Origin of the sequence: Pseudomonas sp. ADAK18, assembly GCF_012935695.1 — a bacterium.
Taxonomy (GTDB): domain Bacteria; phylum Pseudomonadota; class Gammaproteobacteria; order Pseudomonadales; family Pseudomonadaceae; genus Aquipseudomonas.
The window spans coordinates 3,667,600-3,689,786 of record NZ_CP052859.1; the positions used below are offsets into that span (position 1 = coordinate 3,667,600).

Annotated in this window: 17 protein-coding genes; 9 read left to right on the top strand and 8 right to left on the bottom strand. The window is 59.8% G+C overall.

The features are described from left to right. Positions 1-35 precede the first annotated feature (35 nt). From xdhA to guaD, 4 genes are all read left to right on the top strand, one after another. On the top strand, positions 36-1,484 hold the full coding sequence (xdhA, locus tag HKK55_RS16500) for a xanthine dehydrogenase small subunit (protein ID WP_169355658.1): 1,449 nt from the start codon (positions 36-38) through the stop codon (positions 1,482-1,484). Next, the gene (xdhB, locus tag HKK55_RS16505) at positions 1,477-3,876 is read left to right on the top strand and encodes a xanthine dehydrogenase molybdopterin binding subunit (protein ID WP_169355659.1); all 2,400 of its coding nucleotides are present in this window, start codon (positions 1,477-1,479) and stop codon (positions 3,874-3,876) included. Before xdhA ends, xdhB begins: the two co-directional genes overlap by 8 nt. Before the next feature lie 123 nt (positions 3,877-3,999). After that, positions 4,000-4,842: a xanthine dehydrogenase accessory protein XdhC gene (gene xdhC, locus HKK55_RS16510; protein ID WP_169355660.1), complete on the top strand. Its 843-nt coding sequence runs from the start codon at positions 4,000-4,002 to the stop codon at positions 4,840-4,842. A 7-nt stretch (positions 4,843-4,849) separates the two neighbouring features. Further along, positions 4,850-6,154 carry a guanine deaminase gene (guaD, locus tag HKK55_RS16515; RefSeq protein WP_169355661.1) on the top strand — a complete coding sequence of 435 codons (1,305 nt, stop codon included), beginning with the start codon at positions 4,850-4,852 and terminating at the stop codon, positions 6,152-6,154. 122 nt (positions 6,155-6,276) lie between these two features. Here guaD and HKK55_RS16520 read toward each other — a convergent pair whose 3' ends face one another. Beyond that, positions 6,277-7,041, bottom strand: coding sequence for a GntR family transcriptional regulator (locus HKK55_RS16520; RefSeq protein ID WP_169355662.1), 765 nt, complete (start codon positions 7,039-7,041; stop codon positions 6,277-6,279). Positions 7,042-7,295: 254 nt separating this feature from the next. On the opposite strand from HKK55_RS16520, the gene HKK55_RS16525 reads away from it, so the two are divergent. Then, the gene (locus HKK55_RS16525) at positions 7,296-8,486 is read left to right on the top strand and encodes a benzoate/H(+) symporter BenE family transporter (RefSeq protein ID WP_169355663.1); all 1,191 of its coding nucleotides are present in this window, start codon (positions 7,296-7,298) and stop codon (positions 8,484-8,486) included. Positions 8,487-8,541: 55 nt separating this feature from the next. On the opposite strand, the gene HKK55_RS16530 is transcribed toward HKK55_RS16525, so the two are convergent. Next, on the bottom strand, positions 8,542-8,886 hold the full coding sequence (locus HKK55_RS16530; protein ID WP_155583066.1) for a YggL family protein: 345 nt from the start codon (positions 8,884-8,886) through the stop codon (positions 8,542-8,544). Positions 8,887-9,122: 236 nt separating this feature from the next. On the opposite strand from HKK55_RS16530, the gene dacB reads away from it, so the two are divergent. Continuing rightward, positions 9,123-10,583: a D-alanyl-D-alanine carboxypeptidase/D-alanyl-D-alanine-endopeptidase gene (gene dacB, locus HKK55_RS16535; protein ID WP_169355664.1), complete on the top strand. Its 1,461-nt coding sequence runs from the start codon at positions 9,123-9,125 to the stop codon at positions 10,581-10,583. Between the two features lie 42 nt (positions 10,584-10,625). Here dacB and HKK55_RS16540 read toward each other — a convergent pair whose 3' ends face one another. Beyond that, entirely contained in the window at positions 10,626-13,025 is a 2,400-nt protein-coding gene (locus HKK55_RS16540) for a GGDEF domain-containing protein (protein ID WP_169355665.1), read from the bottom strand. Between the two features lie 139 nt (positions 13,026-13,164). Next, complete coding sequence (gene rlmKL / locus HKK55_RS16545; protein WP_169355666.1) at positions 13,165-15,429, bottom strand: bifunctional 23S rRNA (guanine(2069)-N(7))-methyltransferase RlmK/23S rRNA (guanine(2445)-N(2))-methyltransferase RlmL; 2,265 nt, start codon at positions 15,427-15,429, stop codon at positions 13,165-13,167. Between the two features lie 530 nt (positions 15,430-15,959). Here rlmKL and HKK55_RS16550 point away from each other — a divergent pair. Continuing rightward, positions 15,960-16,175 carry a ribosome modulation factor gene (locus HKK55_RS16550; RefSeq protein WP_002553055.1) on the top strand — a complete coding sequence of 72 codons (216 nt, stop codon included), beginning with the start codon at positions 15,960-15,962 and terminating at the stop codon, positions 16,173-16,175. 123 nt (positions 16,176-16,298) lie between these two features. Here HKK55_RS16550 and HKK55_RS16555 read toward each other — a convergent pair whose 3' ends face one another. From HKK55_RS16555 to sctC, 4 genes are all read right to left on the bottom strand, one after another. Next, complete coding sequence (locus HKK55_RS16555; protein ID WP_169355667.1) at positions 16,299-17,324, bottom strand: quinone-dependent dihydroorotate dehydrogenase; 1,026 nt, start codon at positions 17,322-17,324, stop codon at positions 16,299-16,301. Positions 17,325-17,415: 91 nt separating this feature from the next. Continuing rightward, a complete protein-coding gene (locus HKK55_RS16560) occupies positions 17,416-17,880 on the bottom strand; it encodes a transglycosylase SLT domain-containing protein (RefSeq protein WP_169355668.1) in 465 nt (154 codons plus the stop codon). A 1-nt stretch (position 17,881) separates the two neighbouring features. Then, entirely contained in the window at positions 17,882-18,289 is a 408-nt protein-coding gene (locus HKK55_RS16565; protein ID WP_169355669.1) for a winged helix-turn-helix domain-containing protein, read from the bottom strand. A gap of 157 nt (positions 18,290-18,446) precedes the next feature. Further along, complete coding sequence (gene sctC / locus HKK55_RS16570; RefSeq protein WP_169357884.1) at positions 18,447-19,865, bottom strand: type III secretion system outer membrane ring subunit SctC; 1,419 nt, start codon at positions 19,863-19,865, stop codon at positions 18,447-18,449. A gap of 319 nt (positions 19,866-20,184) precedes the next feature. On the opposite strand from sctC, the gene HKK55_RS16575 reads away from it, so the two are divergent. Next, a complete protein-coding gene (locus tag HKK55_RS16575; RefSeq protein ID WP_169355670.1) occupies positions 20,185-21,411 on the top strand; it encodes a CmpA/NrtA family ABC transporter substrate-binding protein in 1,227 nt (408 codons plus the stop codon). Between the two features lie 15 nt (positions 21,412-21,426). Continuing rightward, entirely contained in the window at positions 21,427-22,002 is a 576-nt protein-coding gene (locus HKK55_RS16580; protein WP_155583075.1) for an ANTAR domain-containing response regulator, read from the top strand. The last annotated feature ends 185 nt before the right edge of the window (positions 22,003-22,187 follow it).

Genomic DNA, 22,187 nt, shown 5'->3' on the forward strand with positions numbered 1-22,187 from the left:
CGGTTAACAACAATAATGAGTCTGCGAGGCCTTCCGTGATCCAGTTTTTACTTAACCAGGAACTCCGTAGCGAGCACGCCCTGGACCCCAACCTGACCGTGCTCAACTATTTGCGCGAGCATCTGGGCAAATCCGGCACCAAGGAAGGCTGCGCCAGCGGCGATTGCGGTGCCTGCACCGTGGTGGTGGGCGAGTTGCATGCCGATGATCAGGGCCGCGAGCAGATTCGTTATCGCAGCCTCAACTCGTGCCTGACTTTTGTGTCGTCACTGCACGGTAAACAACTGATCAGCGTCGAAGACCTCAAGCACCAAGGTGAACTGCACAGCGTGCAGAAAGCCATGGTCGAGTGCCACGGCTCGCAGTGCGGCTTCTGCACCCCAGGCTTTGTGATGTCGTTGTTCGCCCTGCAAAAGAACAGCGAAGCGCCCGACACCCACAAGGCTCACGAAGCGCTGGCCGGCAACCTCTGCCGCTGCACCGGCTACCGCCCGATTCTAGCCGCTGCCGAACAAGCCTGCTGCAACAAACCCCAGGACCAGTTCGACAGCCGCGAAGCCGACACCATCGCCCGTCTCAAGGCCATTGCCCCAACACAAACCGGCGAGCTGAACAGCGGCGACAAACGCTGCCTGGTGCCACTGACGGTCGCCGATCTTGCTGACCTCTATGACGCCTACCCTCAAGCCCGGCTGCTGGCCGGCGGCACCGACCTGGCACTGGAAGTGACCCAGTTCCACCGCGTACTGCCGGTAATGATCTATGTCGGCAATATCATTGAGATGAAACGTGTCGATACCTTCGATGATCGCCTGGAAATCGGCGCCGCCACATCGCTGTCCGACTGCTACGCGGCGCTGAATAACGAATACCCTGATTTCGGCGACCTGCTCCACCGCTTCGCCTCCCTGCAAATCCGCAACCAGGGCACGTTGGGCGGCAATATCGGCAACGCCTCGCCTATCGGTGACTCGCCGCCGCTGCTGATCGCCCTGGGCGCGCAAATCGTCCTGTGCAAAGGCAATACCCGTCGCACCTTGGCCCTGGAAGACTACTTCATCGACTACCGCGTCACGGCCCGCCAGGACAGCGAGTTTATCGAGAAAATCATCGTGCCCAAGGGCCAACCGCTGTTCCGCGCCTACAAGGTTTCCAAGCGCCTGGACGATGATATTTCTGCCGTCTGCGCGGCCTTCAACCTGAAGATTGATAACGGTGTGATCGCCGATGCCCGTGTCGCCTTCGGCGGCATGGCAGCTACGCCAAAACGCGCAAAACATTGCGAAGAGGTCCTGACAGGCGCGACCTGGAATTCAGCCACCGTGGAAAAAGCCTGTGCCGCCCTGGCCGAGGATTTCACCCCGCTGTCGGACTTCCGCGCCAGCAAGGAATACCGTCTGCTCAGTGCGCAGAACCTGCTGCGCAAATACTTCATCGAACTGCAAACGCCGCACATCGAGACTCGGGTGACCGCTTATGTCTAACCATCACGCCGTGGAAAAATCCCAGGCCGAACTCGCCGAGCTATTTGCCAAAGACCTGACTTCCGGAGTCGGCCGCAGCGTCAAGCACGACAGCGCTGCCAAGCACGTATCGGGTGAAGCACAGTACATCGATGACCGCCTGGAATTCCCCAACCAGTTGCACCTCTATGCGCGTCTTTCCGACCGTGCCCACGCCAAAATCATCAGCATCGACACCGCGCCCTGCTACGCCTTTGAAGGCGTGCGCATCGTCATCACCCATGAAGATGTTCCGGGTCTGAAAGACATTGGCCCGCTGATGCCCGGCGACCCGTTATTGGCGATTGATGATGTGCAGTTTGTCGGGCAACCGGTGCTGGCCGTGGCCGCCTGCGACCTGGAGACCGCACGTAAAGCGGCGATGGCCGCTGTCATCGAATACGAAGACCTGGAACCGGTGTTGGATGTAGTCGAGGCCTATCGTAAAAAACATTTCGTGCTGGACAGCCATACCCACCAACGTGGTGATTCGGTGGGCGCGCTGGCGACGGCAAAGCATCGTATCCAGGGCACCCTGCACATCGGCGGCCAGGAACATTTCTACCTGGAGACCCAAATCTCCTCGGTGATGCCCACCGAAGACGGCGGCATGATCGTCTACTGCTCCACGCAAAACCCCACCGAAGTGCAGAAGCTGGTGGCGGAAGTACTCGGCGTATCGATGAACAAAATCGTCGTCGACATGCGCCGTATGGGCGGCGGTTTCGGCGGCAAGGAAACCCAGGCCGCAAGCCCCGCCTGCCTGTGTGCGGTAGTTGCCCACCTCACTGGCCAGCCGACCAAGATGCGCCTGCCCCGTGTCGAAGACATGCTGATGACCGGCAAGCGTCACCCCTTCTATATCGAATATGACGTGGGCTTTGACGACAACGGTCGCCTGCACGGGATCAATCTGGAATTGGCCGGTAACTGCGGCTGCTCACCGGACCTGTCGAACTCGATTGTCGACCGCGCCATGTTCCACGCCGACAACTCCTATTACCTGGGCGATGCCACGGTCAACGGTCATCGTTGCAAGACCAACACCGCGTCCAACACGGCTTATCGTGGCTTCGGCGGCCCACAAGGAATGGTCGCCATCGAGGAAGTGATGGACGCTATCGCACGTCATCTGACCCTCGATCCGCTGTCCGTGCGTAAGGCCAACTACTACGGCAAGACCGAGCGCAACGTCACCCACTATTACCAGACGGTCGAGCACAACATGCTCGAAGAAATGACCGCCGAACTGGAAGCCAGCAGCCAATATGTCGAACGACGCGAAGCGATCCGTCGCTACAACGCCAATAGCCCGATCCTGAAAAAAGGCCTGGCGCTGACGCCGGTGAAATTCGGCATTTCCTTCACCGCCAGCTTCCTTAACCAGGCCGGTGCGCTGATCCACATCTACACCGACGGCAGCATCCACCTGAACCATGGCGGCACCGAGATGGGTCAGGGCTTGAACATCAAGGTCGCGCAGGTGGTCGCCGAAGTGTTCCAGGTAGAAACCGACCGAGTACAGATCACCGCCACCAACACCGACAAGGTACCGAACACCTCGCCGACCGCCGCCTCCAGCGGTGCCGACCTGAACGGCAAGGCCGCGCAGAATGCCGCCGAAATCATCAAGCAACGCCTGGTGGAGTTTGCCGCGCGCAAGTACGAAGTCAGTGAGGCCGATGTGGAATTCCACAACGGCCATGTACGGGTCCGCGACCATATCCTGACGTTTGAAACGCTGATCCAGCAGGCGTATTTCGCCCAGGTATCGTTGTCCAGCACCGGCTTCTACAAGACCCCGAAAATCTTCTACGACCGCAGCCAGGCGCGGGGGCGGCCGTTCTACTACTTCGCCTTCGGTGCGGCCTGTTGTGAAGTGATCGTCGACACCCTGACCGGTGAATACAAGATGCTGCGTACCGACATCCTCCACGACGTGGGTGCTTCGCTGAACCCGGCCATCGACATCGGCCAGGTCGAGGGCGGCTTCATTCAGGGCATGGGCTGGCTGACCATGGAAGAACTGGTGTGGAACGCCAAGGGCAAATTGATGACCAATGGCCCGGCCAGCTACAAGATCCCGGCCGTAGCAGACATGCCGCTGGACTTGCGGGTGAAACTGGTGGAAAACCGCAAGAACCCGGAAGACACCGTGTTCCATTCCAAGGCCGTGGGTGAGCCACCGTTCATGCTCGGCATTGCGTCCTGGTGTGCGATCAAGGATGCCGTGGCCAGCCTCGGTGACTACCGCCATCAGCCGAAGATTGATGCACCGGCGACGCCAGAGCGGGTGTTGTGGGGCTGTGAGCAGATGCGGCAGTTGAAGGCGGCGAAAGCTGTTGAAGCTGAAACCGAGTTGGCTTCGCTTTAGACCGAGGTGCCGCCATCGCAGGCAGGCCAGCTCCCACATTTGAATGTGTTCACAAATCAAAAATGTGGGAGCTGGCTTGCCTGCGATGGCGGCCGGACTGACAACAGAAATGTTGAGGTAAACATGAACAACTGGATCAGCGCCCTCGCCGACCTGCAAACCCAGGGTGAACCCTGCGTGCTGGTGACCATCATCGAAGAGCTAGGCTCCACGCCGCGTAACGCGGGCTCGAAGATGGTCATCGCCGCCAGTCAGACCTTCGACACCATCGGTGGCGGGCACCTGGAATACAAGGCGATGCAGATTGCCCGGGAGATGCTCGGTCGCGGCCAGCAGAACACCCACCTGGAGCGCTTCAGCCTCGGCGCCAGCCTGGGCCAGTGCTGCGGTGGCGTCACGGTATTGCTGTTCGAACCGATGGGCCAGGTCCAGGCGCAGATTGCCGTGTTCGGTGCCGGCCATGTCGGTCGCGCCTTGGTACCGTTATTGGCCAGCCTGCCCTGCCGCGTGCGTTGGATCGATTCCCGGGAACAGGAATTCCCGGAGCAGATCCCTCAGGGCGTGCGTAAAATCGTCAGCGAAGAGCCCGTGGATGAAATCGACAACTTGCCGGTGGGTAGTTACTGCATCGTCATGACCCACAACCACGCCCTCGATCTGGAGTTGACCGCCGCCCTGCTCAAGCGCAATGACTTCGCCTACTTCGGCCTGATCGGCTCGAAGACCAAGCGGGTCAAGTTCGAACACCGCCTGCGGGATCGCGGCTTCGACGCCGCGCAACTGCAACGTATGCGTTGCCCGATGGGCCTCACCGAGGTCAAAGGCAAATTGCCTGTGGAGATCGCCATCTCCATCGCCGGCGAAATCATCGCCACCTATAACGCCAATTTCGGCCAGCACACCGCCAGCGCCGAACCTATTGCCAAACTGCTGCCGGCCTCGCGCCGCAGCCAAGCTATTAACTGAGACGACCATGCCTTTGACTCGCAAAGCCTACCGTGCCGCCATCCTGCACAGCATCGCCGACCCCGCTGAAGTAGGCATTGAAGCCTCCTATGAGTATTTCGAAGACGGCCTCCTGGTAATCGATAACGGCCAGATCAGCGCCTTGGGCCATGCCAGCGAACTGCTCGCCAGCCTGCCGGCCGACATCGAAGTCACCCATTACCAGGATGCGCTGATCACCCCCGGCCTGATCGACACCCATATCCACCTGCCGCAAACCGGCATGGTCGGCGCCTATGGCGAACAGTTGCTGGATTGGCTCAACACCTACACCTTCCCCTGTGAAAGCCAGTTCGCCGACAAGGCCCACGCCGAAGAAGTCGCGGACATTTTCGTCAAGGAACTGCTGCGTAACGGCACCACCACGGCCTTGGTGTTTGGCAGCGTGCATCCGCAGTCCGTGAATTCGTTTTTCGAAGCGGCCGAGAAACTCGACCTGCGCATGATCGCCGGCAAAGTGATGATGGACCGAAACGCCCCGGACTATCTGACTGACACCGCCGAATCCGGCTACCAGGAAAGCAAGACGCTGATCGAGCGCTGGCACGGCAAGGGTCGCTTGCACTACGCGGTGACGCCCCGTTTCGCACCCACCAGCACCCCGGAACAACTGACCCTCGCCGGGCAATTGCTGGGGGAATACCCGGACCTGTACATGCAGACTCACATCAGTGAAAACCTGCAGGAAGTGGAATGGGTCAAGGAACTGTTCCCGGAGCGCAGCGGCTACCTGGACGTGTACGACCATCACAAGCTGTTGGGGGAACGTTCGGTATTCGCCCACGGCGTGCACCTGTGCGACGACGAATGCGCGCGCCTGGCAGAAGCGGGTTCGGCAGTAGCGTTCTGCCCGACTTCGAACCTTTTCCTCGGCAGCGGCTTGTTCAATCTGCCGATGGCGGAGAAGCACAAGCTCAATGTCGGCCTGGGCACCGATGTCGGTGGCGGCACCAGTTTCTCGCTCCTGCAAACGCTGAACGAAGCCTACAAAGTGATGCAGTTGCAGGGGGCGCGGCTGAGTCCGTTCAAGTCGTTGTACCTGGCGACCCTGGGCGGCGCTCGGGCGTTGCGATTGGAAGACAAGATCGGCACGCTGCAACCGGGCACCGATGCGGACTTCCTAGTACTGGACTACAACGCTACGCCGCTGCTCAGCTATCGCTTGAAGCAGGCCAATAACATTGCCGAGACGTTGTTTGTATTGATGACGCTGGGGGATGATCGGGCGGTGTTGCAGACGTATGCGGCGGGGCAATTGGTGCACCAACGCTGATATCAAAAACAACACAAAACAAATGTGGGAGCTGGCTTGCTTGCGATGCAGACGCCTCGGTAGCTCAGTTCAACCGAGGTGACGCTATCGCAGGCAAGCCAGCTCCCACATTTTGATCGGGTCTACAGTTTTACCGAAGACCGCCCTGGCTTCTTGGTCTGCAACAGATGCGAGAACACCGCATGCAGGTCATCCGACGCGCTTTCCTCATCGAGGTTGAGTTTGCTGTCGATGTGATCCATGTGGTGCATCATCAGGTTCACGGCCAACGTCGCATCCCGCGCCTCGATGGCGTCGATCAGTTGGGTATGCTCATCGTAGGAACAGTGGGAACGGTTGCCGCTTTCGTACTGGGCGATGATCAACGAAGTCTGGGACACCAGGCTGCGTTGGAAGCTGATCAGCGGTGCGTTCTTCGCCGCCTCGGCCAGCTTCAGGTGGAACTCGCCGGAAAGCCGAATACCCGCCCCGCGATCGCCTCGGGAGAAGCTGTCCCGCTCGTCATTGACCATCTGACGCAATTCGGCCAACTGCTCGGCTGTGGCATGCTGCACCGCCAATTCAGTGATCGCGCGCTCCACCAGGCGTCGGGCCATGAACACCTGACGGGCTTCCTCGACACTCGGGCTGGCCACGACCGCACCGCGATTGGGCCGCAGCAACACCACGCCTTCGTGGGCCAGGCGCGACAACGCCCGGCGAATGATCGTACGGCTCACACCGAAGATTTCGCCCAGTGCTTCTTCACTCAATTTGGTACCGGGCGCCAGGCGTTGTTCAAGGATCGCCTCGAAGATATGCGCGTAGACGATATCGTCCTGGGTTCCACTGCGACCGGCCTTACCGGCTCGCGGTTGTTTCTTGAGGGGCTGCAACTGTTCGTTCATGGGCACTCGGGTCGGGAGAACGGCGGCGAATTGACGTTGACTGTAATACGGTACTGAGGGTCGCTGGCAAGTATCGCGTAAAAACAACGCATATTGTACACAACCCGTTGCGCCAACACGACTGTATGGCTGTTTGCGGCGCCGGCTGTATTGCAATGAGTCGTTACGTTTGAGTTTAGGCTTGAATCGGTAATTTCCCATTCATTGTAGGAGCGAGCTTGCTCGCTCCTACAGGTAACAAGGAACACCACCCCATGACCGACGCGACCCAGGCGCCACTGCGCCCACTGGCCGATACCTCGCCTTCGGCGATCGTCGCCGGCTTCATTGCCATGATGACCGGCTATACCAGCTCCCTGGTGCTGATGTTCCAGGCCGGCCAGGCCGCGGGCCTGACCACGGCGCAGATTTCGTCGTGGATCTGGGCGATTTCCATCGGCATGGCGGTATGCAGCATCGGCCTGTCCCTGCGCTATCGCACGCCGATCACCATCGCCTGGTCCACACCCGGCGCGGCGCTGCTGATCACAAGCCTGGGCGGCGTGAGCTACGGCGAGGCCATCGGTGCCTACATCACCTGCGCGGTGCTGGTGACGATCTGCGGGCTCACCGGCAGTTTTGAAAAACTGGTCAAGCGTATCCCGGCGTCCCTGGCGGCGGCCTTGCTGGCGGGGATTCTGTTCAAGATCGGCAGCGAGATTTTCGTCGCCGCACAACACCGCACAGCGCTGGTGCTGGGGATGTTCTTCACCTACCTGATCGTCAAGCGCCTGTCACCGCGCTATGCGGTGTTGGCGGCGCTGCTGATCGGCACCGCCTTGTCCGGCCTGATGGGGTTACTGGATTTCAGTGGCTTCCACCTGGAAGTGGCGACACCGGTATGGACCACTCCGCACTTTTCCCTGGCCGCCACCATCAGCATCGGTATTCCACTGTTCGTGGTCGCGATGACCTCACAGAACATGCCGGGGGTCGCGGTACTGCGGGCCGATGGCTACAACGTGCCGGCCTCGCCCCTGATCACCGCCACCGGCCTGGCCTCGCTGGTGCTGGCACCGTTCGGTTCCCACGGTATCAACCTGGCAGCCATCAGCGCAGCGATCTGCACCGGTCCACACGCCCATGAGGACCGTAACAAGCGCTACACCGCGGCGGTCTGGTGCGGGATTTTCTACGGGATTGCCGGGGTATTTGGCGCCACCTTGGCGGCCTTGTTCGCAGCCCTGCCTAAGGAGTTGGTGCTGTCGATTGCAGCACTGGCGTTGTTTGGCTCGATCATCAATGGCCTGAGCATTGCCATGAATGAGCCCAAGGAACGGGAAGCAGCGCTGATCACCTTTATGGTTACAGCGTCGGGGTTGACGTTGTTTTCCATCGGTTCGGCGTTCTGGGGGATTGTTGCGGGGGTGTTGACGCTGGTGATTCTGAATTGGCGCAAGGCCTGACTTTTTAAGACGCCATAACGAAAAAGCGACCCGGGCGGGTCGCTTTTTCATGACATCAGGCTACCGGATTGATCGGCTTTTCCGGGTACCAGACGTCCATCAGCGGGCTAGCTTCAACGCTTTTCAGCTCGCTACGGGCTTTGAGCCAAGCTTCAACAGCAACACGCTGTTCTTCGCTGACCGAGCCACGCTTCTGCAGGCAAACCAGACCGTAGTCATCGCCGCCCACGTAGCCAAGGCCATTGGCCTCCATCGCTTCTTTCAGGAATGCGTCGAGGAAAGCGTCGATAGCCTTGTCGTCCAAACCTTCGTTGAAATCCAGGTTCAGCTCGAAGCCCAGCTCTTGAAATTCATCAACGCACAGTTTTTTGCGCAGACGCTGGGAACGGTTAGTCGCCATGGAACAATCCTCATAAGTAATAACGGGCGGCACTTTAGCAGTTTAAGCAGGCCTTTGCCCGACTCTCTGGGACGGGCGGCACTGTGCCAGTAAAAAAATCCGCGATTAGCAGCTATCGTTCAGGCACAAGTACCTCACGCTTGGGGCATAATGCCGACACATTCATGACCACTGAGGGATTTTCGTTCATATGCCCTCGCCTTTCCACCCTCCTCAGCAGTAGGGTTTCATTTCTTATGATCAAATCTTTGCGTCCCTTGTTACTGGCCGGTTTTCTTTTTCCCCTGGCCTTTTCCGTCACCGCCGCCCCGATCAATACCACCCTGCCCCCCAAGGTTCAGGAAGCCCTCCAGAAGGCCAAGCTGCAGAACAACGCGCTGTCCCTGGTGATGATTCCCCTCAACGGCCCGGGCACACCCACCGTGTTCAATGCCGATGTGTCGGTCAACCCGGCATCGACCATGAAGCTGGTCACCACCTACGCGGCCCTGGAAATGCTCGGCCCCAACCATCAGTGGAAAACCGAGTTCTACACCGACGGCACCCTGAGCGGCGGCGTACTGCGCGGCAACCTATACCTCAAGGGCGGCGGCGATCCCAAGCTGAACATGGAAAAACTCTGGTTACTGATGCGCGACCTGCGGGCCAATGGCGTGCAGCAAGTCACCGGCGACCTGGTGCTGGACCGCAGTTTCTTCGTCCAGCCGCAATTGCCTGAATTCAATGACGACGGCAACGACGCCAACAAGCCCTTCCTGGTCAAGCCGGATGCCCTGTTGGTCAACCTCAAGGCCTTGCGTTTTGTAGCCCGCAACGACTCGGGCAAGGTACTGATTTCGGTGGAGCCACCGATTGCCAGTATTCACATCGACAACCAGGTCAAGGTGATCAACAGCAAACAGTGCACCGGTGACGTGCGCTACAACCCGGTGACCGCCGCCGATGGCAGTGTCACGGTGACTGTCAACGGGCAATTGGGTGATGGTTGCAGCTCTCAGACCTACCTGTCCTTGCTCGACCACGCCACCTACACCGCCGGAGCCGTACGGGCGATCTGGAAAGAACTGGGCGGCAGCATCCAGGGCCGTGACATCCAGGCCCCGGTACCCAAGGACGCCAAGGTCCTGGCCCGTGCGTTCTCACCGGACCTGGCGGAAATCATCCGCGACATCAACAAATACAGTAACAACACCATGGCCCAGCAATTGTTCCTCAGCCTCGGCGCGCAATACCGCACCGATGCCGATGGCGACGACGCCAAGGCTGCCCAGCGGGTCGTACGTCAGTTGCTGGCGAAAAAAGGCATCACCGCGCCACATCTGGTGATGGAGAACGGTTCCGGATTGTCCCGTGCCGAGCGGGTCAGCGCCCGGGAGATGGCGACCATGCTGCAAGCGGCCTGGAGAAGCCCGTACGCGGCGGAGTACATCAGTTCGCTGCCGATCTCCGGGATGGACGGTACCATGCGCAAACGCCTGAAAACCACGGCGTTGCGCGGTGAAGCCCACGTCAAGACCGGCACCCTGAACACCGTGCGGGCGATCGCCGGCTTCAGCCGCGATGACAATGGCAACACTTGGGCTGTGGTGGCGATCCTCAACGATCCGAAGCCGTGGGGCGCCTCGTCGGTGCTGGATCAGGTGCTGCTGGACCTGTATCGCCAGCCGAAGCTGGCCGCGGCTGCGCCGGTTCTGTAAATCCCACAGCCTTGCAGGGGCCCGGCTCCTGCAAGGCTGTCATCAAGCCGACAACCGCTCCACCTCGACTCGATCCCTGCCCGTCTGCTTGGCCGCGTACACCCCCGAGTCCGCGCGCAACAACAAACTGTCTACGCCCTCATCGACCCGCCAACTGGCAACCCCGAAGCTGGCTGTCACGGTACCCACGCGCTCCATTGGCGCGCTGCGCAACGCTTGCCACAACTCCAGCGCCAGGCTGTAGGCTTGGGCGCCATCGGTGTGAGGGCACAGCACCATGAACTCCTCGCCTCCCAGGCGGCAGAACACATCAGTACGACGCAAGCGCTGGCTGATCCGTCGACACAACTCTCGCAACACGCCATCGCCCACGGCGTGCCCATGCTGGTCATTGATGCGCTTGAAGTGATCAATATCGAACATGATCACCGCCAACGCTCCCGAAGTACGCTTGACCCTGATCATCTCGGTCCGTAGGCGGTCCTGGAAGTAGCGCCGGTTATAAATGCCCGTCAGGGAGTCAGTGATGGACAGAGCCCGAAGCTCTTCCTCAACCCGCTTCAGGTCGGAAATATCGGATACATAGCCATGCCACAACGTACCGCCGCCCGATAGCTCTTCCGGGGTAGCTTCGCCACGGACCCAGCGCAGGCCCCGTTGAGGCAATTGCACGCGGTACTCTTCACGCCAGTGACTCAATTGCAGCGCTGACAAGCGGATAGACGCGCGGACCCGTTCGGCGTCCTGAGGATGAATGCGCTCAAAGACTTGTTTCGCATCCAACTGCAACAACCCAGGCTCGATTTCGTAGATGTCCCGAATGCCATCACTGGCATAGATAAATCGCCAATTATCCCCGGGCTCCAGGGTGAATTGAAAGATGCCGCCGGGAACATGGGCGCTGAGCTTTTTCAGCAGGCGATCCCGCGCTGCCAGCGCCTCATAGGCACGTTTTTGCTCAGTGACATCCAGGCAGATCGCCAAGTGGCCAATCCACAGACCATGGTCATCCAGCAAGGTCGTCGCCAGCATATTCACCGTCAACTGGCTGCCATCCTTGCGTACCAGCGTCCACTCACGGGCCTCATGCACATTGTCACCGCTTTCCACCAGCATCGCCTGATTCGGCGCAATGGGTTTACCGAGCGCCAGGCTCAACTGCGCGGCCCGGGCATCAAGCTCGGGGGCCAGGTGCAGGCTTGCGAGGGTCAGATGGCCCACCGCCTGATCGGCCTCAAAGCCCAACATCTGCTCAGCCCCGGCATTGAAGGTATTGATGACCCCGCGCAAGTCAGTGGCAATGATCGCTACCTGCGTTGCCGCGTTCAGCACACTGCGCAATTGGCCGTGGGCGCCGCGCAACTCCTGCTCCCGTTGGTGCAACTGGCCAGTGCGTTGTTCCACCAGCTTCAGTGCTCGCTGGCGCTGGCTGACCAGTACGTAAAGCAAGGCACTGAGCAACACGCTAAGCAGGCTACCCATGCTCAGGATGCCGATCACCGAAGAGTGATTGACCTTCTCGAATACCTGGCTGGGGCGCAGCGTCAAGGCATAGACGTGATCGCCCAAGGTCAACCGGCGTGTCGCCTCCAGGCTGCTGTGGGCCAAGGCGCTGCTGGATTCGTAGAGCACGCGTTGCTGCGTATCGGAGGTGTCGACAATCTGCACCACCAGGTTGTCCCGGTCCGGCTTAGGCAAACCGTCGGCCACCAGCTGGCGCATGCTGATCACGGCCATCACGTAACCGTATGGCTCGCTTTGGGGCGTTTGCGCAGTAGCCGCGTGACTGACCGGCGCCACCAGCAAGACGCCCATGGCATAGGCCGGCTCCACGCCCACCAATTGCATAGGTTGAGAAACCGCCATTGTTCCTGTTTTTTGTGCCCGCGCAAGCGTCGAGCGACGCAGAGGCTGGGCCAACAGATCAAACCCCAGAGGTGACCCAAGGATGCTTTGAGTCTGGCTGTACAGCACCGGCACATATTCATCGCGCTCGGCCGCTGGCGCCAATTCACCCGCCTCATTCAATTCACGAATGGCAAACGGAAAACCGCGCTGACGGGTCGCCTGCTGTTCAAACTCCTTGCGTTGATCACGAAAAATTCGCGGCGCCCAGGCATAGGCCCGGGTACGCAGCAGCAAGGGCTGTGCAAAACCATCGAATTCTTTGTGGGAAACCATGTGAGAGTTGACGAAAAAACGCCGCAGGCTACCCAGGCGTTGTTCCTGATCTTCAAAGCGCTCCTGAAGACGGCTGTAGCGTTCGTTGACCAACAACTGAAACCGCTGGCGAACCTGCTGTTGATAGAGATCGGACGCCGCCCACGCGACGATGACCGTCAGCGCCACGCCTGCCAGAAAGACCGCCAATGCCACGAGCCACGCCGACGCCTGCTCATTGATAAAGCCAAGGATTTTCGGGCGCACGGCATGCAGCGACATAGGCAACACTCAAAGCGCCAGTGTGCCGGGACGTCACTTTGGCTGGACCCTAAGTTATAGCCACAGGGGTTGAGTTTGACCAGCGCAAAAAAGCCGCGAGCCTGGAATACTCCAGGCTCGCGGCTTCAAAGGGTGCAGATCAGCGTGCGGTGATTTTCCAGGCCCGATGGATCTTGGCGTTGCGCGCAAAATCCGGGTCGATGGTTTTATCGCTGATTTCTTCAACCGCATAACGCTGGCTGAGGTTGTCTTCCAGCTGGAACTTGCGGAAGTTATTGGAGAAGTACAACACACCGCCCGGTGCCAGACGGGCCATAGCCAGGTCAAGCAACTGCACGTGGTCACGCTGCACGTCGAAGATGCCTTCCATGCGCTTGGAGTTGGAGAAAGTCGGCGGGTCGATGAAGATCATGTCGAACTCATCACGACTGGCTTCCAGCCATGCCATCACGTCACCCTGCTCCAGACGGTTCTTGTCCGAGAAGCCGTTGAGGGAGAAGTTGCGGCGTGCCCAATCCAGGTAGGTTTTCGACAAGTCGACACTGGTGGTACTACGCGCGCCGCCCTTGGCTGCGTGCACACTGGCAGTGGCGGTGTAGCAATACAGATTGAGGAAGCGCTTGCCGGCCGCTTCTTTCTGAATGCGCAAGCGCATTGGCCGGTGATCGAGGAACAGACCGGTATCCAGGTAATCCGTCAGGTTGACCAGCAACTTCACGCCGCCTTCGCTGACCTCGGTGAACTTGCCCTGGGCGCTCTGACGCTCGTACTGCTTGGTGCCGCTCTGACGCTCGCGGCGCTTGACCACCACGCGGCTCTTGTCGATGTTCAACGCCTGGGGAATCGCGGCCAGCGCATCGAACATGCGCGCCGAGGCTTTTTCCGGATCGATGGATTTCGGTGCGGCGTACTCCTGAACGTGGACCCAATCGTGGTACAGATCGATGGCCATGGAGTATTCCGGCATGTCGGCATCGTAGACGCGGTAGCAATCAACGCCTTCACGCTTGGCCCACTTGCCCAGCAGCTTCAGGTTTTTCTGCAACCGGTTGGCGAACATCTGCCCGCCTTCGCTCAAGCGCGCCTGCTCGACCACCGGAGCCGGTGCCGGTTTGATCGGGTTGCCGTTCTTGTTGTACTGACGCTCTTGCGGCTCGGTCGGCGCCTGGTCGTAAACGGCCTGCTCACGTTCCGCCTGACGCTGCTCAGGGGTACGGCGCTCGCCCGTCACGAACTGATCCGGCGTGACCTTGATCAGCAGCAACTTGCACGGCAAGGCGCCGTTCCAGAACGAATACTGTTTGTGACTGCGGATGCCCATGCGCTTGCCGAGATCCGGGGCACCGGTGAATACCGCCGCTTCCCAACCCAGGCAAGCCTGACGCAGGCGCTCGCCGAGATTCTGGTAGAGGTACAACAGACTGGCTTCATCACCCAGGCGCTCGCCGTAAGGTGGGTTGCAGATCACCAAGCCTTTCTGGTTCTGGTCCGGGCGCGGTTCGAAGGTGCCGACTTCGCCCTGATACACCTTGATCCAATGGCTCAGGCCAGCACGCTCGATGTTATTGCGAGCCGGCTGAATCAACCGTGGATCGGCCTCATAACCACGAACCCACAACGGCGGCTTGGCCATACCGATGGCGGCACGTTCGCTGGCCTCAGTGTGAAGTTTCTTCCACAGGGCCGGAACGTGGCCCAACCAAGCGGTGAAGCCCCACTGCTCGCGGTTGAGGTTGGGGGCCATGTCGGCGGCGATCATCGCGCCTTCCACCAGGAAGGTACCGACGCCACACATTGGGTCCGTCAACGCGCCGCCTTCAGCGGCGATACGCGGCCAGCCGGAGCGAATCAGGATCGCCGCCGCCAGGTTTTCCTTGAGTGGCGCGGCGCCCTGCTGCAGGCGATAACCACGCTGGTGCAGGCTGTGGCCGGAGAGGTCGAGGGACAGGATCGCTTCGCCACGGTCCAGGCGCAGATGAATGCGCAGGTCCGGGTTGATCTTGTCGATGGACGGGCGTTCGCCGGTCGGGGTGCGCAGTTTGTCGACAATCGCATCCTTGACCTTCAGCGCGCCGAAGTGGGTGTTGTCGATACCCGAACCGTGGCCACTGAACTCCACCGCCAGGGTGCCGTCGGCAACCATGTGGTCTGCCCACTCGATGTCCAGCACGCCGTGGTAGAGGTCTTCGGCGTCCTTCATCGGGAAGCGCTTAAGCACCAGCAACACACGGTTGGCCAGACGGGACCAGAGGCACAGGCGGTAGGCGGTTTCCATGTCGGCCATGCCGCGCACGGCCGAGGTGTGCTCGCGTGCTTCCTCAAGGCCAAGCCCGACGGCTTCCTCGATCAGCAAGCCTTCGAGGCCCTTGGGGCAAGTGAGGAAGAGTTCGTAACGATCCGACATGGGAATTCCAGGCTTTTCAGCAATAAGTGAACGGACGACGCATCGCCGGTTCGGTTTTCAATCAAGCGCTTTTCTTGAAGAGCGCTCGTGTGGCACGAATGTGCCGTCCCACCCCGGCTGCCGGCCCTTTGAGCCTTTGTTGACGGGGCAGATCGTGTATTTGATGCAACAAAAAGAAATATTCCGACCCTTCGTCGAATAATAACCGACTGCAACGGGCGGGCATTCTCACTAAAGGATTAAACCCATCCTCTTTGCAGGGCACATCATAGCTGGCTTTGCCTAATAAAAGGGGCGAAAAGCCACCCCAGCTTATGGCTATACCAGCATTATCGTTACGTCCTTATGACAAAACGATCATTGAATCCATGTGACCTATTGGTTAGAACTCAATACAGGTTGGCGTCGTAACGGCGCCGACACCGTGCTCGCCACGCCGGCAGCGAGCGCACCAACGGCAGAAAAACTCTGCCCGGCCTCGGACGGGGCCGAAGGATATCAAGACAGTCAACAAGTGAGGGAAACACCCTATGAGAAGACTTAAGCGTGATCCGTTGGAAAGAGCATTTTTACGCGGATATCAATATGGCGTTCATGGCAAATCCCGTGAGCTTTGCCCATTTACTCTACCGTCGGTACGCCAAGCCTGGATCAACGGCTGGCGAGAAGGACGCGGCGACAACTGGGACGGTATGACTGGCACTGCGGGAATCCACAGACTCAACGAACTTCACGCCGTCGGCTAATCAAGGGCATTTAATTCCGACACCATCACGAATACGTAACGACTTAACCACGCACGCCCCATCCGGGCGGCGGGCTTCGGCCCAGGGGCTCCTTCGAGGAGCCCTTTTTTATGCCCTCTTTATTCAGCCTCTCGGCAACGCGGCAATCGCATCCACCGACTGGCGAATCAACGCCGGGCCCTTGTAGATAAAACCGGAATACAACTGCACCAGGCTCGCACCGGCGGCGATTTTCTCGGCGGCGTGCCTACCTTCGGTGATACCGCCCACGGCAATGATCGGCAGGCGCCCTGCTAACTCGGCGGCCAGGACCTTGACGATATGGGTACTCTGGTCACGTACCGGGGCCCCGGACAGGCCACCGGCCTCGTCACCATAGGCCAGGCCTTCGACGCCGACACGGCTCAGGGTGGTATTGGTGGCAATCACCGCATCCATTCCCGAGTCCACCAACGCTTGTGCCACCAATACGGTTTCTTCATCACTCATGTCCGGGGCAATCTTGATCGCCAACGGAACGCGCTTGCAATGACGCACGGCCAGGTCTTCCTGGCGCTGGCGCAAGGCTTCCAGCAGTTTTTTGAGGGAATCACCAAACTGCAAGCTGCGCAAACCCGGTGTATTGGGCGAGCTGACGTTGACCGTGACGTAACTGGCGTGGGCGTAGACCTTGTCCAGGCAAATCAGGTAGTCATCCACGGCACGCTCCACCGGCGTGTCGAAGTTCTTGCCGATATTGATCCCCAGGATGCCCTTGTACTTCGCCGCTTGAACCCGCGACAACAGGTGGTCGACCCCCAGGTTATTGAAGCCCATGCGATTGATGATCGCCTCGGCTTCCGGCAAGCGGAAAATGCGTGGCTTTGGATTGCCGGGTTGCGGTCGAGGCGTGACGGTGCCGATTTCGACAAAGCCGAAACCCAGCTGCGCAAAGCCGTCGATAGCCGCACCGTTCTTGTCCAAACCGGCGGCCAGTCCTACGGGATTGGGAAAGTCGAGCCCCATCACCGACACCGGCATCTTGGCCGGAGCCTTGCACACCAGGCCATTGAGCCCCAGGCGGCCACCTGCGCCGATCAGGTCCAGGGACAGATCGTGGGAGGTTTCCGGGGAGAGTTTGAACAACAGCTGGCGGGCCAGGGTATACATGGGCGGGCTTGACTCGGGTGGCGGCGAAAAGTGGCCGGGATTATAGCCGGGTGAAGGGGTCCAGGCGAAGCACGGCGCACAGACAATCCGATCATCCGTTACGCAACGCCATCAACTCTTCATACCGCGCCCAGATTTTTTGCGCATAACGAACACGCAATGCGTCACGTTGCGGCCCTGAGCCGGTGCCCACATTGTAAGAACCCACCGCTGTCCAGTTGTAACCAAACTGCTTGATAAAGCCGGCAAGAATCGATGCCCCCACCGCCACTGACAAGCAAGGCTCATCCAACAGTCGCTGCTCGGTAACGCCCTCCTTGAGCAGCCGTGGCAGGTGAATGCTGTTGATCTGCATCAGCCCGATATCCCGAGTGCCGTTATTATTGCTGTAGTTCATGGCGTCGGCTCGATAGCCAGACTCCACGGCCGCTATGGCCTGTAACAGCTCCGGCTCGAGGTCATATCGACTGGCAGCCTCTGCCCAGCAATAAGCCTTGGCCTCGCTGCCCACGAGCAGGATGATCAGCAGCCATCCTTTGCACCAGGCCCCTCTCAAGTCAGGACTCCCACCGGCTCACCTGTCCACAGGTCGAACAGACGTGAACCATGGGGGGCACAGGCACGTGATCAGCCGCACTGACCGCTACTACCGGACAGGTAAAGCGGTAGCCCCTGCCATAGACGGTCTTGATAAACCCCTTGTCGTCCTCCAGGTGTTTACGCAGTGAATAGATACAGCGCGTCAATGACTCCTCGGTGACTTCGCCAGAGGACCAGGCCCTTTCCAGCAAATGATCCTTGGTCACCAACACACCGGTCGATGCGAGCAGTAAGCGCAATACCTGCCACTCCTTGGGAGGCAGTTGAATATCCGCACACGCGCCTGTCAGCCTGCCATCGCCATGCAACGTCCAGCGACCGAAGATCACAGGCGCAGGCGCCCAACCCTCAGCTACATCGTCCATTCAAACCTCGACACTTACCAACCGACATTCAGGGCTCCCTGGTGCTCAACACGGGTCTGCCAGATAGGCGGCAACTATAGAAATCACCTCGCAGCTATGCGGTAGGCAAAAACCCATAAACTCGAGATTTACTGGACAGGACGCGTAAGACATTTCGTCATAGCTCGGCTGAACGAACAAACGCGCGTTTCACACGCTGGTACTGAGATGGCGCCAAGGGCGGCGGATGCCCTGGCCCGATACTGATGTCCCCTACGGCCCTGGCCTGGATCACAAACAAACGCACACTGTTGGCCATCAGCCCGAATGACGCGCCACGCGCGGCGCCATTGGCAGCGCGTGGAAAATCACCGACCCACAACCGATTGCCCTGGCTCACACGCACCACGGTATTGATCCCAATATGCCCCACCGCTGCCAACGGTGCTTCACCACCGCGCGGCTTGTTCAACTGGCGACCATCCTCGATGGAGAGCTGCATCTCGATTTCATTGGCCTCGGCAAAACGCGGCAGAACACTGACCTGAGTACCGTAAATAACCGGTTGCCACTCATCACTGTCTGTCCCTGGCCGAGGCAGGTAGAAGGTCTGGTTGTCATGAAAAACCGCCGGGACATTCTCCTGAGTCAGGATGACGGGCAGCGTCACCACCTTCGCCCGACGCCGTCGCTCCAATGCCGTGACTCGGCTCATGAACGCGTTATCTTCAAGGGGCGCCAGCGCCCGAGTGGCAAAGGCAGCCGTGCCCTCGGCCTTACCCTCCTTATGCAACTGCATGCCTATTTTCTTGAGCTCATCGCGGTCTACGTCTACCAGCCACAACGACACTTCTACTGACCGCTTAGGCACATCCAGCTCTGCCACGAGGTTCTCGATAAAACGCACCTGCTCCGGTTTCCCTTTGATCAACAGGCTGTTCGTGTCGGGATACGCCATCACCGAGATGTTCTTATCAGCCAGCAGCCCTGACCGGGACGGGGAGGTATTCTTCTGTTCGGCGGCCAAGAGCTTTTCGATCATCGAGGCCATGCCCGGTACGCTGACCTGCTCGTCCCCCATGGCGTACTGACGATCAGCGACATGTGTGTTGAGCACCTGCACCACCCCGATTTTCTGTGCGCCCGTGCGCAACTCTTCACGCCGCCGATCCATGAGCTGGGCCAGACGCAGCACCTGATCGACATAGTTCGCCGGTCCCGAAACAGAAAACATTCGCGCCCCGCCCTCGCGCAGGGGATAGCGCGCTTCGCTGAGCCCCGAGCGCCGCATAAATCCGCGCAGCCTGTCGACCGATATATGACGCAACGCAACCACCGAGCTTTTCGCCTCACTGGCGTCATAGAGGTAGAGCACTTGCCCGTCGCTGTACCAGATCAAGCCTTGCTGGACAGCCGTATCCTCCAGGGTCCGTTGTGCCGAGCTGAAATCGAACGCCCCGGTGATGTGCTTGCGGGCAACAGCCGGGCTGACAACGATGGGCTGACCCAAGGGCACCGACAACGCGGTAAAGAACGTGTGCAGGTTTTCATCCCGAGCCTGATAAGCCTCGCCGACGACCGGTGCGCTGCCCAGCATCAGCAGCCAACAAAGCCACCGGCGTCGCAAGAACACATGGCAGTAAATCGCTGCGAATTGATCAACGTACACGGTGGGTTTTCCTGCGTGGCCTGGAATGAAGGAGCGGGCATAGTGGGAGCCACCGTGCTTTCAATCTTGATCAAAAGCTGACGCCGCTCCGAGCCCTCGCCCCCGTGGCATGTGCCTTGCTTTGACTTGTTTATCGCAGCCCCCCAACGACGGAGCGGGCTCAAGGACAAAGGCGTCGTTACCCTCCGGTGGCTTGCACAGCCACCCGAAGGAACGACGCCTTTTTTTCTGAATAAGGTAGGCGTTGATGAGTGATTCGGTGGGCAATAGCCAGGCGAGCAACCCCCTGGCCTGGGTCAACGGCAGTGATGCCCCGGAAAAGAGCAGCCTCGACCTCGGCTTCATGGCCTTGAGCGACTGCGCCTCGGTGGTGGTCGCCGCCACTCAGGGCTTCGCCCAGCCCTACGGCCTGACCCTGAACCTCAAGCGCCAATCGTCGTGGGCTAATCTGCGGGACAAGCTGGTCAGCGGCGAACTGGATGCCGCCCACAGCCTGTATGGGCTGATCTACGCCGTGCACCTTGGAATTGGCGGTATCGCCCCCACTGACATGGCGGTACTGATGGGCCTGAACCAGAATGGCCAAAGCATCAACCTGTCTCACGGCCTGCAGCAGCAAGGGGTGACCAGTCCTGAGGCACTGAAGCGCCACGTGCACCAAAGCCGAACAAAACTCACCTTCGCCCAGACCTTTCCCACAGGCACTCACGCCATGTGGTTGTATTACTGGCTGGCCAGCCAAGGCATCCATCCGTTGCAGGATGTTGAGAGTGTGGTGGTGCCACCACCGCAAATGGTCGCGCACCTGCAAGCCGGGAGAATTGATGGTTTTTGCGTCGGCGAGCCGTGGTGTGCCAGTGCAGTGAAGCAAAACCAGGGCTTCACCCTGGCCACCACCCAGACCATCTGGCCGAATCATCCGGAAAAAGTCCTCGGCTGCACCCAAGCCTTTGTCGAGCAATACCCCAACACCGCCCGTGTGTTGGTGATGGCGATTCTGGAGGCCAGTCGCTTTATTGATGAAAGCCCTGAAAATCGCCGCTCCACCGCGCAATTGCTTAGCGCCTGGGACTACCTGGATGCCCCCCTCGATTGCATTGAACCGCGCCTGCTGGGCGACTATGACGATGGCCTGGGCAACCACTGGCAAGACCCCCACGCCCTGCGCTTTCACGGTGGTGGCAAGGTCAACCTGCCTTATCTGTCCGACGGCATATGGTTCATGACCCAGTTCCGCCGCTGGGGCTTGTTGCGCGAAGACCCGGACTACCTCGCCGTCGCCCGTCAGGTCCAGCAACTGGAGATCTATCGCCAGGCGGCGACTGCCGTGGGCGTCGCCGCGTGGGGTGAAGAAATGCGCAGCAGCCAGCTGATCGATGGCAAGGTCTGGGACGGTTCGGACCCGGTCGGCTATGCCCGCAGCTTCCGTCTGCATGACATGGCCGACACTGCCGCCCAACTCGCTCGGCGCTGACAGGAGGCTGACCTTATGTTGCGAATCCTGCTGATCAACGACACCCCGCGCAAAGTCGGGCGCCTCAAGGCCGCGCTGACCGAGGCCGGGTTTGAGGTCATCGACGAATCCGGATTGACTATCGACCTGCCCGCACGGGTCGAAACAGTGCGCCCGGACGTGATCCTGATTGATACCGAGTCACCGGGCCGCGATGTCATGGAGCAAGTGGTGCTGGTCAGCCGCGACCAGCCACGGCCCATTGTGATGTTTACCGACGAGCACGATCCGGTGGTGATGCGCCAGGCAATCAAGTCTGGGGTCAGTGCCTATATTGTCGAAGGCATCCAGGCCCAGCGCCTGCAACCGATCCTCGACGTAGCCATGGCCCGCTTCGAAAGCGACCAGGCCCTACGCGCGCAGTTGCAGGCCCGGGACCAGCAGTTAGCGGAGCGTAAACGCATCGAACTGGCCAAAGGCCTATTGATGAAAATGAAGGACTGCAATGAGGAAGAGGCCTACACCCTGATGCGCCGCCAGGCCATGAGCCGGCAGCAGAAGCTGATCCAGGTGGCAGAGCAGATTATTGCCATGAGCGAGTTGCTGGGCTGAAAAGCCCGTGTAGCCGCTGCCGAGGTACGAAGCTGCGATGCGTATCCGCAGGACCGCCTCTGGGGCCGCTACGCAACCCATCGCAGCCTCGTACCTCGGCAGCGGCTACACCCGATATTGGCGCAGGTCTTGCTACACAATCACCACAGGTAGCCAACGGCGGTTGCCCCTCCACGACAAAGACG